Consider the following 15,628-nt stretch of genomic DNA (forward strand, 5'->3'; position numbering starts at 1 on the left):
AGCGCTGGCGTTGGCTTGTCTGGCTCTGGACACCCGCCTTCGCGAGGGTACGGTCAGGTCGATGTCGGGATGACCGGGTATCCGTTGGAGGGCGTCGCCCTCTGTATCTGGCCATTCATCGGCGCTAGGACGCGGCGATGGATATACCACCGGCCCGGACGATCGATCATCTGCCTTCATCGGGTACGCCGGATGCCCCGGCGCTGATCGACCGCGACGGTACGATGACCTTTGCCGAGGTCGAAGCGGCGGTCGCGCGGATGGCAGGCGGATTGCGCGCGATGGACCTCGAATCCGGTGCGCGGGTGGCGACCTGGCTGCCGAAGACGCGGACCGCGTGCCTGATGCCGCTGGCGGCAGCGCGGGCGGGGCTGGTGCATGTGCCGGTCAATCCGGCGCTGAAACGGGCGCAGGTCGCGCATATCCTGTCGGATAGCGGCGCGGCGGTGCTGGTGACGCAGGATGCGCGGGTTGCTGCGCTGGAGGCCGGCGATGTGCCGGCGGGGTGTCGGGTTTTGACCAAGGCGCCGGATGGTGATCCAGTCGCAGCGTCCGAGCGCGACGCGGACGCACTGGCTGCCATCCTCTACACCTCCGGCTCCACCGGACGTCCCAAGGGCGTGATGCTGAGCCACGCCAATTTGTGGCTGGGGGCGGTGTCGGTGGCGCGCTATTTGAAGCTGATCCCCGCTGATCGGGTCCTGGCCGTGCTGCCGCTCAGCTTCGATTATGGACAGAACCAGCTGTTCTCGACCTGGGCGGCGGGCGGGGCGGTGGCACCGCTCGATTACCTGACCGCGCGCGACGTGGTGAAGGCGGTGGAGCGGCTCGACGTGACGACGCTGGCCGGGGTACCGCCGCTGTGGACGCAGCTGCTGGAAACGGATTGGCCGGCAGGGACGGCGGCGCGGTTAAAGCGACTGACCAACTCGGGCGGGGCGTTGACCCCGCGCATGGTGCGGGCATTGCGGGAACGCTTCGCGGATTCGGACCTCTATGCGATGTACGGGCTGACCGAGGCGTTTCGATCGACCTACCTCGATCCGGTGCTGATCGATGTGAACCCCGACGCGATCGGATCGGCGATCCCCTTTGCCGAAGTGGCGGTGGTGCGTGCCGATGGTAGCCCCGCCGATGCCGGGGAGGCGGGCGAGCTGGTCCATGCCGGGCCGCTGGTCGCGCAGGGCTATTGGCAGGATGCCGAGCGGACGGCGGCTCGGTTTCGGCCTGCGCCCGTATGGATGGACAGCGGCGGGATGGCGGTGTGGTCGGGCGACACGGTTGCGCGGGGCAGTGACGGATTGCTGCGGTTCGTCGGGCGCGATGACGAGATGATGAAGGTGGCGGGCAACCGGATCAGCCCGACCGAAGTGGAGGAAGCGGTGCTGGCGGGCGGCGAAGTGGCGGAGGCGGTCGCGGTCGGCCTGCCCGACGAACGGCAGGGCCAGGCGATCACGGTGGTCGCGCGGGCGTTGGTCGACGATGCCGAGGCGGCGGTGCGGGCGCGGCTGCGGCGGGAACTGCCAAGTTTCCAACAGCCGTCGCATTATGTCTGGGTTGATGGCCTGCCGCGCAATGCGAACGGCAAGCTGGACCGGGTGGCAGTGCGGGCGCTGGCGGTGCAGGCGGTGGGGGCATGAAGCCGGTCGGTCCGATCCCGGCGGGCTTTGCTGGACAATCGCGATTGAGCGTCGGTGGCGTGGATTTTGCCGAATTGCTCGACCGGGCGGGCGATACGCCGGCGTTTCTGTATGACGGCGGGGCAATGGCGGCGCAGGTCGCGCGGCTGCGTGCGGCGCTGCCGGAGCAGGTCGGCGTGCATTACGCGATCAAGGCCAATCCGCACGCGGCGGTGCTGGCGGCGATGGCGATACTGGTGGATGGGCTGGACGTGGCGTCGGGCGGCGAACTGGCCATGGCGCTGGCGGTAAAGCGGGCGGCGGCGATCAGCTTTGCCGGGCCGGGCAAGCGTGACGACGAACTGGAACAGGCGATTGCGGCCGGCGCGACGTTGCATGTCGAATCGGAGGGGGAGGCCGACCGGGCGCTGGCGATCGGCGGTCGGCTGGGTCTGCGCCCAAGGATCGCGGTACGGGTGAACCCCGATTTCGAACTGCGCGGGTCGGGGATGCGCATGGGCGGGCGGGCGTCGCCGTTCGGTGTCGATGCGGCGCGCGTGCCGGCGCTGGTCCGGCGACTGGTGGCGACCGGTGCGGATTGGCACGGCTTTCATATCTTTGCCGGATCGCAGACGCTTGACACCGCTGCGATCGTCGAGGCGCAGGCGGCGACGCTGGCGCTCGCGGAGCGATTGGCGGAGGAGGTCGGCACAGTACCGGCGTTCGTCAACTTGGGCGGCGGGTTCGGCATTCCCTATTTTGCCGGCGACACCCCGGTCGATGTCGAAGCCATCGGGAAGACGCTGGGCGAGGCGCTGGACCGGCGGGGCACGGTGCTGGCCGATACCGGCTTTGCGGTCGAGCTGGGCCGGTGGCTGGTGGGTGAGGCGGGGGTGTATTGCACCCGCGTCGTCGATGTGAAGGAAAGCGGCGGCGAAACCTTTGTCGTGGTCGATGGCGGGCTGCATCATCAGCTGGCGGCGAGCGGCAATTTCGGGACGGTGGTGCGCCGCAACTATCCGGTGGCCGTGGCCGAGCGGATGGATGCCGTGCCGGTGATGACCGCTTCGGTCGTCGGGTGCCTTTGCACGCCGCTCGACCGGTTGGCGGACCGGGTGGCGTTGCCCCCCGTCGAGGTCGGCGATACGATCGTACTGTTCCAGGCGGGGGCGTATGGCGCGACGGCCAGCCCGGCGGCTTTCCTCGGCCATCCGCCGGCGCGCGAGCTGCTTGTCCCATTGCGGGACTGATCGAACGGTACGCCTGACGGGGTGCGGGACGGCGGAATTGGGCTATACTCAACCCTATCTTTACCCCTTCGACAGCATAGCAGGGGCAGTCCTGCGCAGTCCCGATGCGGCTGCGCTCGTTCGGAACGAGGTAATGTAATGCGTCGCTGGCATGGTTTGGGCACGGGTGTGGCATTGACGGCGTTGCTGGGCGGGTGCGCCGGGGGTGCGGCGCGGCCGGAATTGCCGCCCGCGCCGTTCGTGCAGGCGAAGGAAGCACCGGGCGAGGCCTATGTCATCGGGCCGCTCGACCAGCTGAGCATCTTCGTATGGCGCAATCCCGAACTGTCGACCAAGGTGCAGGTGCGTCCCGACGGGCGGATCACCACGCCGCTGATCAACGACATGCCCGCCACCGGCAAGACGCCGGCGATGCTGGCCGACGACCTGAAGCTGGCGCTGGGCGAATATGTGAAGGACCCGCTGGTTTCGGTGATCGTCGAGAATTTCTCCGGTACGTTCAGTCAGCAGGTGCGCGTGGTCGGGGCGACGGAGAAGCCTGCGTCGATCCCGTACCGGGCCAACATGACGCTGCTCGACGCGATGATCGCGGTGGGGGGCCTCAACCAATACGCGTCGGGCAACCGCGCGCGGCTGGTGCGGTACGACCGGGCGACGGGCAAGCAGTCGGAATTTGGCTTGCGGATTTCCAGCCTGCTCAAGAATGGTGATGCCAGCGCGAATGTGAAGCTGCAGCCGGGCGACGTCATCATCATTCCAGAGAGTATGTTCTGACATGGACGGGCTGTATGACGAGCTGAAGCTGATCCTCCACGCGATCTGGCAGCGGCGCTGGATCGCGCTGGCGGTCGCATGGGTCGTGTGCCTCGCGGGGTGGCTGGCGGTCAGCCAGATCCCGAACAGCTATCAATCGACCGCGCGGGTCATGGTGCAGATGCGGCAGGTGCTGCCGGGCGCCGAGGCGGCGGTCGCGCAGAACGACCAGGCGAAGAATATCGACCGCATCCGCCAGACGCTGACGTCGGCGGTGAACCTGGAAAAGGTGGTGCGCGGTACGTCGCTCAACGAAACGGTTGCCAACGACCGTGACGTCGCCGATCGGATCGCGTCGTTGCAGAACGCGATCAAGCTGACGCAGCAGCAGGACAATCTGTTCGAGATTTCGGCGACGTCGGGCAATCCGAAGGTCGCGCGCGAGGTCGTGCAGAAGATGATCGACATCTTCGTGCAGGACAATCTGGCCAGCGACCGCGATGCGACGGTGCAGTCGCTGCGCTTCCTCGACCAGCAGCTGTCGCAGCGGCAGAAGCAGCTGGCCGATGCCGAGGCGCGGCGGCAGGCGTTTCAGGCGCAATATATGGCGATGTTGCCGGGCACCGGGTCGCTCGACGATCGCATGTCGAACGCGCGCAGCGAGCTGGCGCAGATCGATGGCGATCTGGCGGCGGCGCAGACCAGCCTGAGCGCGGCGAATGCGCAGATGGCGGGGACGGCGGCCACGCTGCCCGGAACGGCGGGTACGGCGATGGTCGGCCCGGCCCGCGCGCGGCTAAACGCGATCGAGGGGCAGATCGCCGAAGGGCGCAGCCGCGGCTGGACCGACCAGCATCCCGATATGGTGGCGCTCAACCGCCAGCTGACCTCTGCACGAGCGGCGGCGCGCGGCGAGGGCGGTGGGGTGAGCGGCGCGACGGCGGCATCGCCCAATCCGTTCTACCTGCAACTGCGCGCGACGCAGGCCGACCGGCAGGCGCGCGTGGCCGAGCTGCAGCAGCGCAGGAGCCAGATCGAAGGCCAGCTAAACGGATTGCAGGCGAAGATTTCGGCCGATCCCCAAGCGGCGGCGCAGCAGTCGCAGCTGGACCGCGACATCGCGTCGTTGAAGCAGCAATATGACTCGCTGTTCCAGGATCGCGAGCAGGTCCGCCTGCGCAGCAGCGTGCAGACCGATACCGATGCGGTGCAGTTCAACGTGATCGATCCACCCACCCAGCCGAGCAAGCCCACCGCGCCGAACCGGCCGTTGCTGCTGCTGGGCGTCCTGGTCGTAGGGATCGGTGCGGGCGTCGCGCTGGCATTCGCGCTCAGCCGGTTGAAGACCAGCTTTGCGACGGCACAGAAGTTGGAGAAGATCAGCGGTATGCCGGTGCTGGGATCGATCGGCGAGGTCGTTACCGATGCAGTGCGGGAGACACGCAAGCGGCGGTTGAAGCTGTTCGCCGGTGGCGCGGGCGCGCTGGTGGCGGCATTCGTGCTGTTGCTGGGGCTAGAATTCGCCCAACGCGGGCTGGTGGCGTGAACGGGGATGACAAGGTGAACGACCAATCGTACCGGGCCATACGCGCGTCGTTGCTGGAACGTGCGGCGGATCGCTGGCAGCTGGGGCCGAAGCCCGACCTGCCGCCGGTCGCCATGCCCAACCTGCCGCCGCCCCCGCCGGTCGCTGCGTCGGTGGCCAAGGCGCCGCCCCGCAAGATGCCGTCCGCCCGTATCCGTCCGGTCGACCCGGCGCGGATCGATCGCGATATGCTGGCCGAAGCGGGAATGCTGGTACCCGGCGGTCCGGTGACGGCGCTGGCCGAGGAGTTCCGGCTGGTGAAGCGCCAGCTGCTGACCACCGCCGCCGACATCGAGAAACGCGATCCCGATGCCGCGCGGATGATCCTGGTGTGTTCGGCGCAGCCGGGCGACGGCAAGACCTTTTGCGCGATCAACCTGGCGCTGTCGCTGGCGGCGGAGCGCGATCTCCAGATTTTGCTGGTCGATGCCGATTTCCCGAAGCCCGACATTCTCGACCGGCTGGGCCTGCCCGCCGGCAAGGGGTTGCTCGACGCGCTGGGTGATCCGGCGATCGACGTCGAAACGCTGGTGATCCCGACCGACGTGCCGCAGCTGTCGGTGCTGCCGGCGGGCAAGCGGACCAATGCCGATACCGAATTGCTGCGCAGCGACCATGCGCAGGACGTGTTGCAGCGGTTGCTGACCGCCGATCCCGACCGGATCGTCATTTTCGATTCGCCACCCGCGCTGGCCGCGTCGCCGGCGGCGGTGCTGGCATCGCTGGTCGGGCAGACCGTGTTGGTCGTTCGCGCCGATCGCAGCAGTGAATCGGACCTGCGCGAGGCGGTCGCGCTGCTGGACGGATGCGACGATATCCAGCTGCTTCTGAACGCCACGACGTACCGGGCAGAGGGTGCGCGGTTCGGATATTACGGACAGGAGCAGGAATGATGCGCTGGCTGGCCCTGCCGGTGGCGGTCGCGGCGTCGGCAGGGCCGGCAATGGCGCAGCGCGTCGACGTGTCGCCCTATATCGAAGCGGGACAGGTGCTGGCCGCCGACCTGAGTGATGGCGATGTCGTCACCTATACCCAGCTGACCGCCGGGGTCGATGCGACGATCACGACCCAGCGCGTGCAGGTACAGGCCAATTACCAGTATCAGCGGCTGCTGGACTGGGGCGACAATTTCGGCAGCGGCGACATCCATTCGGGTCTGGCACGCGCCAATGTCCAGATCACCCGTTGGTTGAACCTGGAGGGCGGGGCGATCGCTACGCGCGCGCAGGGCGATACGCGCGGCGGCGGCTTCGGCCCGCTGGTCAATGCCAGCAACGTCAATACCGCGCAGGTCTATGGCCTGTATGCCGGGCCGAGCGTCAACACGCGGGTTGGGCCGTTCGCGGTCAACGGCACCTATCAGTTCGGCTATGTGAAGGCGGAGACGCCGGGCGTCGTCGACCTGGCGCCGGGCCAGCGGCGGCTGGATTATTATGACGAGGCGACCAGCCATCTGGTGATGGCCAGCGCCGGTACGCGCGCCGGCACGCTGTTGCCGATCGGCTTTACGGTGTCGGGCGCGTGGGTACGCGAGGATGCCGGGCAGCTCGACCAGCGGTTCGACGGCGCGTACGGCCGGGTCGATGCCGTGTTGCCGATCACGCCCACGCTGGCGGCGGTCGGCGGCGTCGGCTATGAAAAGATCAAGGTGACGCAGCGCGACCCGCTGCTGGATACGCAGAATATCCCGGTGACCGACGGGGCGGGGCGGTTCGTGACCGATCCGGTATCGGCGCCGCGCATCGCTTATGATACCGACGGCATCATCTGGGACGCGGGCGTCCTGTGGCGGCCCAGCCCCCGTACCGCGCTGGAGGCGCGGTTGGGGCGGCGGTACGGCGCGATGAGCTATACCGGGTCGCTGCAATGGCAGGTCAGTCCGGCATCGGCGCTGCAGGTCGGCGTATATGACAGCGTGACCACGTTCGGGCGGCAACTGACCGGATCGCTGTCGCAGCTGCCGATCAACTATATCGGCGGCGAAAATCCGTTCGGCGCGCGCTATGGCGGCTGCGTTTTCGGCGGCGGCGTGACGCCCGAAGGCGCGTCGAACGCCGGCGGGTGCCTGACCCCGGTATTCCAGTCGGTCAGCGCCGCGACGTTCCGCGCACAGGGCGTCGACGCGGTCTATTCGATCACGCGCGGGCCGACCCGGCTGGGGCTGGGCGCGGGCTATGCCAGCCGGCGCTATTATCTCCCGCCGGTGCCGGGGGCCGTCATCTATCGCACGCGCGATGAGAGCTATTATGTCCAGGGCTTCGGCCAATGGGCGCTCGACAGCCGGTCGTCGATCAGCGCCGACCTGTACGCGAATTACTTCGCGAGCGGGATCGAGGGCGGGCTGGACGCATGGGGCGGCGGTGCGCAGGGCGGCTATTATCGCAGCTTCGGCCGGGCCTATGGCAGCCTGACCGCCGGTGTGTATGGCTATGACGTGGAACGCAGCCAGTCCGACCTGATCGCGCAGGCGTTGCTGGCGGTAGGGTTCCGGTTCTAAGATAATGCCGGCAGACGCTTGAGCCGTTCGTCCTGAGCAGCCGTTGAGCTTATCGAAGCGGCGTATCGAAGGACCGTGGAGAAGGTGCTTCGATACGGGTCTTCGACAAACTCAGCCCCTACTCAGCATGAGCGGGAAGGTGAGATGACGGACTGATTTAAACGAACATTCAACCGATTGGCGGGTACAAGCCCTCCATTGGAGACGATGATGTACGACAATCATTATGGCCTGACCGGTCGCCCGTTCCAGTTGACGCCCGATCCGGCCTTCTGGTTCGACACCGCCACGCATCGCAAGGCGATGGCGTATCTGGGCTATGGGTTGAGCCAGGGCGAAGGCTTCATCGTCATCACCGGCGATCCGGGTACGGGCAAGACGACGCTGCTCGGCCATCTGATGCAGACGATCGATCCCGAACGGCTGAACGTCATTCGTATCGTCACGACGCAGATCGAGGCGGACGACCTGTTGCGGCTGGTCGCCGCGGGCCTCGACGTCGATCATCACGGATTGACGAAGGCGCAGTTGCTGGAAGGGATCGAGCGTGGGCTGCACAATGTCGCCCGCTCGGGTCGGCGCACGCTGCTGGTGATCGACGAGGCGCAGTCGCTGCCGGTCGGGTCGATCGAAGAATTGCGGATGCTGTCCAATTTCCAGGCGGGGGGCTATGCGCTGCTACAGATCTTCCTGCTGGGCCAGCCGGAGTTTCGCCAGCGGCTGCACGGGTCGGACCGGCTGGAGCAGCTGCGCCAGCGGGTGATCGCGATGCATCACCTCGATCCGATGGGCGTCGAGGAGGTGGGACCGTATCTGGAACATCGGCTCGGCATCGTCGGGTGGAACGGGACGCCGAGCTTCAGCATGGATGCGCTGGCCGCGCTGCACCGTTGGTCGGGCGGGGTGCCGCGCCGGTTGAACCAGCTGGCCGGGCGCGTCCTGCTGTACGGCGCGATCGAGGGGGTCGAGCGGTTCGGTTCGCTGGATGTCGAGCAGGTGATCGAAGATCTGGACGGCGACGGGATGGGAGCGAATACTCCTGAAGCCGCCGCGCTGGCGCGGGTCGAGGCGGCACCGGTCGCGGAGGCGATGCCGATTGTTGATGCCGATCCGCTGCCGATGACTCCGCCGCCACCGCCGATGCCGCCGCGTCCGATCCATCTCTCGGTGGTCGATGTACCGAGCCGGAATGCGCCGGTCGCCGATGCCGCCCCCGCCGATACCGCCGACCGTGACGCACTGGTCGCACGGATCGCTGCGCTGGAGGATCGGCTGGAGGAACAGGATGCGGCGTTGCGCCGGGTCCTGACGCTGCTGGTCGATTGGGTGGAGGGCGAACAGCGCCGCCCCGACCTGTCGTCGATCCGCGCCGCCGGCTGAGCGGACGGTGTCTGCCCCCATGCGCAACGCGATGTCGGTCGACGTCGAGGACTGGTTCCAGGTCGGCGCGTTCGAAACGGTGATCGACCGGGGCGACTGGGACGGGCTCGAATGCCGGGTGGAGGCGAATACCGACGCGGTACTCAACCTGTTCGCCGCCAGCGGGGTGAAGGCGACCTTCTTCACGCTCGGCTGGGTTGCGCATCGCTTTCCGGCGCTGATGCGGCGGATCGTGGACGGCGGGCATGAGCTGGCCAGCCACGGCTGGGATCACAAGCGGGTCTTTACGTTCACCGCGGAGCAATTCCGCGCCGATCTGGCGCGGGCCAAGGCCGCGCTTGAGGATGCCGGGGGGCAGGCGGTGACCGGGTATCGCGCGCCCAGTTTCTCAATCGATCGGCGGACGCCGTGGGCGCATCATGTGCTCGCCGAGGAAGGCTATGCCTATTCTTCGTCCGTCGCACCCATAGCGCATGACCATTATGGCTGGGTGGACGCGCCGCGGGTGCTGCACCGGCCCGTCGCAGGGTCCGACCTGATCGAATGGCCGATCACGCTGGCGAAGGTGCTGGGGCGCGAGGTGTCGGCGGGCGGAGGCTTTTTTCGCCTTTTGCCGAACCGGGTGGTCGAGGATGCGGTGGTGCGCAGCAACCGTGCCCACACGCATCCGGCGATGTTCTATTTCCATCCATGGGAGATCGATCCCGGCCAGCCAAGGGTAAGGAACGCCCCGCTGAAGTCGAAGCTGCGGCATTATCCGCGGCTGGGGGCAATGGCAGGGAAGCTCGAGCGGCTGATGGCGAACCACGACTGGGGCCGGGCCGACCGGATCGTCGCCGAGCGCGCGGTATCGTTGTGACGATCGTCCGGCGGGCCGATCTGGCCGATCGGGCGGAGCGGGCGGCGGTAGAAGCGTTCGTGGCGACGCATCCGGGCGGCACGCCGTTTCACTTGCCCGTTTGGGGGGAAGCGACGGCGGTAGGCTGCGGACAGGATTTCCGGATGCTGCTGGCGGAGGCTGGCGGTGAATTGCGGGGCGTGGTGCCATTGACGCATGTGCGCTCACCCTTGTTCGGGGCGGCGCTGGTGTCGACCGGGTTCGGGGTCGGCGGTGGCGTGCTGGCGAACGATCCGGCGGCAGGCAGGGCGCTGGCGGCGGCGGCAATCGACGTGGCGCGGGAGCTGAAGTGCCCGACGATCGAGATGCGCGGCGGGGTGCCGGTCGAGGGCGCGGGTTGGACGTGGGACGACAAGCGCTACGTCGGCTTCGTCCGGCCGCTAGCGGGCGATGACGATGCCGAATTGCTGGCGATTCCGCGCAAGCAGCGCGCCGACGTGCGCAAGGCGCTGGCCGAACCGTTCGAGATCTCGATCGGCCGTGATCGGCGCGCGATGGCCGAGCATTTCCGTGTCTATGGGACGTCGGTGCGCAACCTCGGCACGCCGGTCTTTCCGAAGTCGCTGTTCAGGGAGGTCGTTCGCCAGTTCGGCGAGGACGCCGATGTGTTGACCGTGCGCCATGGGGGACAGGCGGTGGCTAGCGTGCTGTCGGTCTATTGGCGGGGTACGGTCTATCCTTATTGGGGTGGCGGTACGGCCGCGGCTCGGGGGCTGCGAGCCAATGAGCGGATGTATTTCGAGCTGATGCGCCATGCCCGCCAGCGCGGCTGCACCGCGTTCGATTTCGGTCGGTCGAAGGTCGGGACCGGGCCGGCGGCGTACAAGAAGAACTGGGGGTTCGTCGGCGAACCGCTCGGCTATCCGACCTGGACCGCCGATGGCGCCGCGCCGCGGGACGCCAGTCCGCTCAACCCCAAATATCGGCTGAAGATCGCAGCGTGGCAGAAGCTGCCGGTCGCGGTCGCCAATCGCATCGGTCCGTTGATCGCAAAGGGGTTGGGGTGAGCGACATCCTGTTCCTCGCCCACCGCGTTCCCTATCCCCCCGACCGTGGCGACAAGGTGCGCAGTCATCATGTGCTGCGGCACCTGAGCGGGCTGGGGCGGGTGCATCTGGCGAGCTTTGCCGATGATCCGCGCGATATGGGGCATGAGGATGCGCTGGCGCAGTGGTGCGCCAGCGTCGCGGTACTGCCTCGGACCAAGGGCAATGCGCGGGCGGCGGTAGAGGCGCTGGCGAGCGGGCGCACAGTGTCTGAGGCGGCGTTCGACAGTGCGGCGATGCGGGCCACGGTCGCCGAATTGCTGGCCCGGCGGCGCTATGATGCGGTTTACGTCTATTCGAGCCAGATGGCGCAGTATCTGCCGGCCGACCTGGCCCTGGTCATGGATTTCGTCGACATGGATTCGGCAAAGTTCGCCGCCTATGCCGACGATGCCTATGGGCCGATGCGCTGGATGATGTGGCGTGAGGCGCGCAAGCTGGCGGCGTTCGAGGCGGCGGTGGCTGCTCGAGCGAAGGCGTCATTGCTGGTGAGCGAGGCGGAGGCCGATCTGTTCCGGCGGACATCGGGGGCCGACCGGGTGGTCGCGATCGAGAACGGGATCGATACCGGCTTCTTCGATCCCGCCAGCGTCATGCCGGTCGAACAGGCCGGGCCGCTGATCGTCTTCACCGGGCAGATGGATTACCGTCCGAATATCGAGGCGGTGCGCTGGTTTGCTGCCGAGGTACTGCCGCTGGTGCCGGAAGCGCGCTTCGCGATCGTCGGGCGCAGCCCGACCGCCGCCGTCCGCGCGCTGGCGGGTGAGCGGGTGGTCGTGACCGGCGAGGTGGCGGACGTGCGCGGCTGGATCGCGGCAGCTTCCGTGGTCGTCGCCCCCCTGCTGCTGGCGCGCGGTATCCAGAACAAGGTGCTAGAGGCGATGGCGATGGCGCGGCCGGTGGTCGCTTCGGTCGCCGCTGCGGAAGGGATCGACCATCGGGGTACGATCCGGGTTGCCGGCGATGCGGCCGGGTTTGCCGGTGCAATCGGTGAGGTCCTGGCCGATCCGGTCGCGGCGAGCGCGTTGGGCGAGGCCGCGCGGGCGCGGGCCATCGCGCGCTATGGATGGGACGCGCGACTGGCGCCGCTCGCCGGGCTGCTGGGGCTGGCATGAGCAGCGTGGCGCTCGACCGGCCGGTATCGGCGATCGACCCGGCGTGGCGGCGGGCATTGCTGGCGTTGGGCGGCATCTGGGTCGCGTTGCTGGCGATCTTTCACCGCGATGCGGCAGCGATGGCGGACATTTGGTGGAACTCGACCACCTATGGCCACTGCCTGTTCGTGCCGCCGATCATCGGCTGGCTGGTGTGGCAGCGGCGGCGGGAACTGGCGCAACTGACCCCGCAGGCATGGTGGCCGGGGTTGGCGATCGTCGCGGGCGGCGGGGCGGTGTGGCTGGTGGGCGAGGCAGCGGCAGTCGCGCTGTTCCGCCATGTCGGGCTGGTCGCGATGTTGCAGGGGGCTGTCGTCACCCTGCTGGGCGCACGGGTGGCGCGGGGCGTCGCCTTTCCGCTCGCGTACATGGTCTTTCTGGTGCCGTTCGGCGATTTCCTCGAACCGTGGCTGCAATCGGCGACGGTATCGCTGACCATGCCGCTGCTGCACCTGCTGGGTGTGCCGGCGGCGGTCGACGGCGTTCTCATCACCATCCCCAACGGCTATTTCGAGGTGGCGGAGGCGTGTTCGGGGTCGAAGTTCGTCATCGCGATGGTAGCGTACGGCACCTTGGTCGCCAATGTGTGCTACGTCGCCTGGGGACGTCGGGTGGCGTTCATGGGGCTGGCTCTGGTGGTGCCGGTGATCGCCAACGGCATCCGCGCGGCGGGGACGATCTATGCCGCGCACCTGACTTCGGTCGAGGCGGCGACGGGGTTCGACCATATCGTCTATGGCTGGGTATTCTTCGCGCTGACCATGGCGGGAGTGCTGGCGATCGGGTGGCGCTGGTTCGATCGCGATCCCGATGCGGCATGGTTTGACGCGGGCGTGGTACAGGCGATGCCGATGCGCGCCGCCGACCGGTCGATCGCCGCGGCGGCGGTGCTGGCGGTCGCGGTCGGCTTTGCCGGATGGGGCTGGATCGTCAACCGGCGCGCGCAGCCGCTGCCGGCGCATATCGAACTGCCACAGGTGCCGGGATGGCAGCGGGTGGCGGTCGACGGCGAACCGTGGGTTCCGAACTTTCCGGGCGCTGACCATTTCCTGATCGGACGCTATGGAGATGCGCGGGGCCGCAGCGTCGACATGATCGTCGCGGTCTATGGTTCGCAGGGCGAGGGGCATGAATTGGTAGGGTTCGGAACAGGCGCGATCCGCGAGAACGACCGCTGGGTACGGATCGCCGACACCGCGCCGATCGCGGGCGGCGCGTCGCTACGCATGGCTGCACCCGGCCCGGTCGAGCGCGAGGTCTCGACCTGGTATCGCATCGGATCGGTTACGACCGGCAGCGCCGACCGGGTGAAGCTGGAGACGTTGAAGGCCAAGCTGCTGGGCGGGCCGCAGCGCGGAGTCGCGGTGCTGCTGTCGGCGCGCAAGGGCAATGCCGATCCCCGTCAGGCGATCGCCGATTTTCTGAACGCGGCGGGGCCGATCGACGCGATCGCCGACCGTGCTGCGGGGATGCACTGAGATGTGCGGGATCGCCGGCCTCTATCACAGCGCCTGCCCCAAACCGGTCGATCCAGCGCGGATCGCGGCGATGACCGATGTGCAGGCGCATCGCGGTCCCGACGGATCGGGCGTTTGGACCGCGCCGGGGGTGGGGCTGGGGCATCGTCGCCTGTCGATCATCGATGTCGCCGGCAGTCCGCAGCCGATGGCACTGCCGGGCGAACAGGTCGTCATCACCTTCAACGGCGAAATCTACAACTTCGCCGAGCTGCGTAGCCAGTTGCAGGCCAAGGGCGCGGTGTTCCGGACTCAGGGCGATACCGAGGTGCTGCTCCACGCCTGGGCGGCATGGGGGCCGGACATGCTGGCGCGGCTGAACGGCATGTTCGCCTTTGCCATCCATGATGCGGGGCGGCAGGCGCTGTTCCTCGCCCGCGACCGGATGGGGGTGAAGCCGCTCCATTATGTCGAGCTGGGCGATGGCGCGGTGGCGTTCGCGTCGGAGCTGAAGGGACTGCTCGCCCATCCGCTGGTGCGGCGGACGCCCGATGCGGCGGCGATCGAGGACTATATGGCGCTCGGCTATGTGCCCGACGACGCCTGTATCGTGGCGGGGGTGAAGAAGCTGCCGGCTGGCCATTTCCTGCTGATCGAGCGCGGTCGCGGCGTGCCCCAGCCCGTGCAGTGGTGGGACGTCGACTTTTCGCAGCGGGCTAAGGGCAGCACGCGCGACCTGGAGGCCGAACTGGTCGAGCGGATGCGCGCGGGCGTGCGGTCGCGGATGGTCGCCGATGTGCCGCTGGGCGCGTTCCTGTCAGGTGGGGTCGATTCGTCGGCGGTCGTCGCGCTGATGGCGGAGGCCAGCAAGTCGCCGGTGCAAACCTGCACCATCGGCTTCGAGGAAGCCGGCCATGACGAACGCGGCCCGGCCGGGCTGGTGGCGAAGCGCTTTGCGACCGACCATGCGGTGCGGACGGTGCGGTCGGACGATTTCGGGCTGATCGATACGCTGGTCGGGGCGTTCGACGAACCCTTTGCCGATGCGTCGGCGCTGGCCACCTATCAGGTCTGTGCGCTGGCCCGCGAGCGGGTGACGGTTGCTCTGTCGGGCGACGGTGCGGACGAAGCGCTGGCGGGGTATCGCCGATACAAGTTCCATTCGGCGGAGGAACGGGTTCGCGCGCTGTTGCCGCAGGGACTGCGGGAGCCGGTGTTCGGGGCGCTGGGCGATGTCTATCCCAAGGCCGACTGGGCGCCGCGGCCGTTCCGGGCCAAGACGACGCTGCTGGCGCTCGCGCAGGATGGCGACGAGGCGTATGCGCAGGCGGTTGGAGTGACCACGCCGGCAGTGCGGCAGGGCCTGTACGGACAGGCGATGGCGCGGCAACTGGGCGGCTATCGCGGTGAGGAGCGTTATGTCGCGGCGATGCGGCACGCGCCGGGGCGCGATGCGCTGGACCGTGCGCAATATGCCGATTTCCGGCACTGGCTGCCCGGCGACATCCTGACCAAGGTCGACCGGACCAGCATGGCGGTGGCGCTGGAAGCGCGCGAGCCGTTGCTCGACCACCGGCTGATCGAGTTCTGTGCCACGTTGCCGGCGAAACTCCGCCTGCGCGGGGGCGAGGGCAAATGGCTGATGAAGAAGGCGCTGGAGCCGTGGCTGCCGCGCGACATCCTGTATCGGCCGAAAATGGGGTTCGTAACGCCGGTCAGTGCGTGGTTTCGGGGGGCGTTGGCCGATGAGGCGGCGGGGCTGGCGCGGTCGCCGGTGCTGGCGACGTGGTTCGATCCACCTGCCATCGAGCGGCTGGCGGCCGAGCATCGTTCCGGCCGGGGTGAGCATGGACGGACGCTGTGGCAGTTGGTGATGCTGGAGCGGAGCGCCCGACGGCTGTTCGGCTGAGCCCAAAGTTCACAAAGTTCACACTCGTGCGCTGTTTGCGCGCTGCGTGGTCTTACCCTTTCAAGGAACGTCACCCCAGC

Annotated in this window: 12 protein-coding genes; all 12 read left to right on the forward strand. The window is 68.0% G+C overall.

Translation table 11 applies throughout. From position 1 onward, the window contains the following. Nucleotides 1-137 precede the first annotated feature (137 nt). The 12 genes from QZ755_RS03500 (at nucleotide 138) to QZ755_RS03555 (ending at nucleotide 15,548) form a co-directional block, all read left to right on the forward strand. On the forward strand, nucleotides 138-1,640 hold the full coding sequence (locus tag QZ755_RS03500) for an AMP-binding protein (protein ID WP_294319795.1): 1,503 nt from the start codon (nucleotides 138-140) through the stop codon (nucleotides 1,638-1,640). After that, complete coding sequence (locus QZ755_RS03505) at nucleotides 1,637-2,869, forward strand: pyridoxal-dependent decarboxylase, exosortase A system-associated (RefSeq protein WP_294319798.1); 1,233 nt, start codon at nucleotides 1,637-1,639, stop codon at nucleotides 2,867-2,869. Before QZ755_RS03500 ends, QZ755_RS03505 begins: the two co-directional genes overlap by 4 nt. 138 nt (nucleotides 2,870-3,007) lie before the next feature. Continuing rightward, nucleotides 3,008-3,643, forward strand: coding sequence for an XrtA/PEP-CTERM system exopolysaccharide export protein (locus QZ755_RS03510; protein ID WP_294319800.1), 636 nt, complete (start codon nucleotides 3,008-3,010; stop codon nucleotides 3,641-3,643). Nucleotide 3,644: 1 nt separating this feature from the next. Beyond that, nucleotides 3,645-5,168 carry an XrtA system polysaccharide chain length determinant gene (locus tag QZ755_RS03515; protein WP_294319803.1) on the forward strand — a complete coding sequence of 508 codons (1,524 nt, stop codon included), beginning with the start codon at nucleotides 3,645-3,647 and terminating at the stop codon, nucleotides 5,166-5,168. A 14-nt stretch (nucleotides 5,169-5,182) separates the two neighbouring features. Beyond that, nucleotides 5,183-6,100, forward strand: coding sequence for an AAA family ATPase (locus tag QZ755_RS03520; protein ID WP_294319805.1), 918 nt, complete (start codon nucleotides 5,183-5,185; stop codon nucleotides 6,098-6,100). Then, nucleotides 6,097-7,704: a hypothetical protein gene (locus QZ755_RS03525; protein WP_294319807.1), complete on the forward strand. Its 1,608-nt coding sequence runs from the start codon at nucleotides 6,097-6,099 to the stop codon at nucleotides 7,702-7,704. The genes QZ755_RS03520 and QZ755_RS03525 overlap by 4 nt, the downstream gene beginning before the upstream one ends. A 210-nt stretch (nucleotides 7,705-7,914) precedes the next feature. Continuing rightward, a complete protein-coding gene (locus QZ755_RS03530) occupies nucleotides 7,915-9,084 on the forward strand; it encodes an AAA family ATPase (protein WP_294319811.1) in 1,170 nt (389 codons plus the stop codon). A gap of 19 nt (nucleotides 9,085-9,103) precedes the next feature. Then, nucleotides 9,104-9,943, forward strand: coding sequence for an XrtA system polysaccharide deacetylase (locus QZ755_RS03535; RefSeq protein ID WP_294319813.1), 840 nt, complete (start codon nucleotides 9,104-9,106; stop codon nucleotides 9,941-9,943). Continuing rightward, complete coding sequence (locus tag QZ755_RS03540) at nucleotides 9,940-10,989, forward strand: FemAB family XrtA/PEP-CTERM system-associated protein (protein ID WP_294319815.1); 1,050 nt, start codon at nucleotides 9,940-9,942, stop codon at nucleotides 10,987-10,989. The genes QZ755_RS03535 and QZ755_RS03540 overlap by 4 nt, the downstream gene beginning before the upstream one ends. Then, nucleotides 10,986-12,143 carry a TIGR03087 family PEP-CTERM/XrtA system glycosyltransferase gene (locus QZ755_RS03545; RefSeq protein WP_294319816.1) on the forward strand — a complete coding sequence of 386 codons (1,158 nt, stop codon included), beginning with the start codon at nucleotides 10,986-10,988 and terminating at the stop codon, nucleotides 12,141-12,143. The genes QZ755_RS03540 and QZ755_RS03545 overlap by 4 nt, the downstream gene beginning before the upstream one ends. Further along, entirely contained in the window at nucleotides 12,140-13,660 is a 1,521-nt protein-coding gene (xrtA, locus tag QZ755_RS03550; protein WP_294319817.1) for an exosortase A, read from the forward strand. The genes QZ755_RS03545 and xrtA overlap by 4 nt, the downstream gene beginning before the upstream one ends. Nucleotide 13,661: 1 nt before the next feature. Continuing rightward, entirely contained in the window at nucleotides 13,662-15,548 is a 1,887-nt protein-coding gene (locus tag QZ755_RS03555; protein ID WP_294319818.1) for an XrtA/PEP-CTERM system amidotransferase, read from the forward strand. The last annotated feature ends 80 nt before the right edge of the window (nucleotides 15,549-15,628 follow it).

This window comes from uncultured Sphingomonas sp. (assembly GCF_913776855.1).
Lineage (GTDB): Bacteria > Pseudomonadota > Alphaproteobacteria > Sphingomonadales > Sphingomonadaceae > Sphingomonas.

What these genes read in the sequence shown, in the direction of transcription:
- QZ755_RS03510 (WP_294319800.1), top strand. Translation starts at nt 3,008, where the DNA reads ATGCGTCGCTGGCATGGTTTGGGCACGGGTGTGGCATTGACGGCGTTG.
- QZ755_RS03530 (WP_294319811.1), top strand. Translation starts at nt 7,915, where the DNA reads ATGTACGACAATCATTATGGCCTGACCGGTCGCCCGTTCCAGTTGACG.
- QZ755_RS03525 (WP_294319807.1), top strand. Translation starts at nt 6,097, where the DNA reads ATGATGCGCTGGCTGGCCCTGCCGGTGGCGGTCGCGGCGTCGGCAGGG.
- QZ755_RS03555 (WP_294319818.1), top strand. Translation starts at nt 13,662, where the DNA reads ATGTGCGGGATCGCCGGCCTCTATCACAGCGCCTGCCCCAAACCGGTC.
- QZ755_RS03535 (WP_294319813.1), top strand. Translation starts at nt 9,104, where the DNA reads ATGCGCAACGCGATGTCGGTCGACGTCGAGGACTGGTTCCAGGTCGGC.
- QZ755_RS03515 (WP_294319803.1), top strand. Translation starts at nt 3,645, where the DNA reads ATGGACGGGCTGTATGACGAGCTGAAGCTGATCCTCCACGCGATCTGG.
- QZ755_RS03505 (WP_294319798.1), top strand. Translation starts at nt 1,637, where the DNA reads ATGAAGCCGGTCGGTCCGATCCCGGCGGGCTTTGCTGGACAATCGCGA.
- QZ755_RS03500 (WP_294319795.1), top strand. Translation starts at nt 138, where the DNA reads ATGGATATACCACCGGCCCGGACGATCGATCATCTGCCTTCATCGGGT.
- xrtA (WP_294319817.1), top strand. Translation starts at nt 12,140, where the DNA reads ATGAGCAGCGTGGCGCTCGACCGGCCGGTATCGGCGATCGACCCGGCG.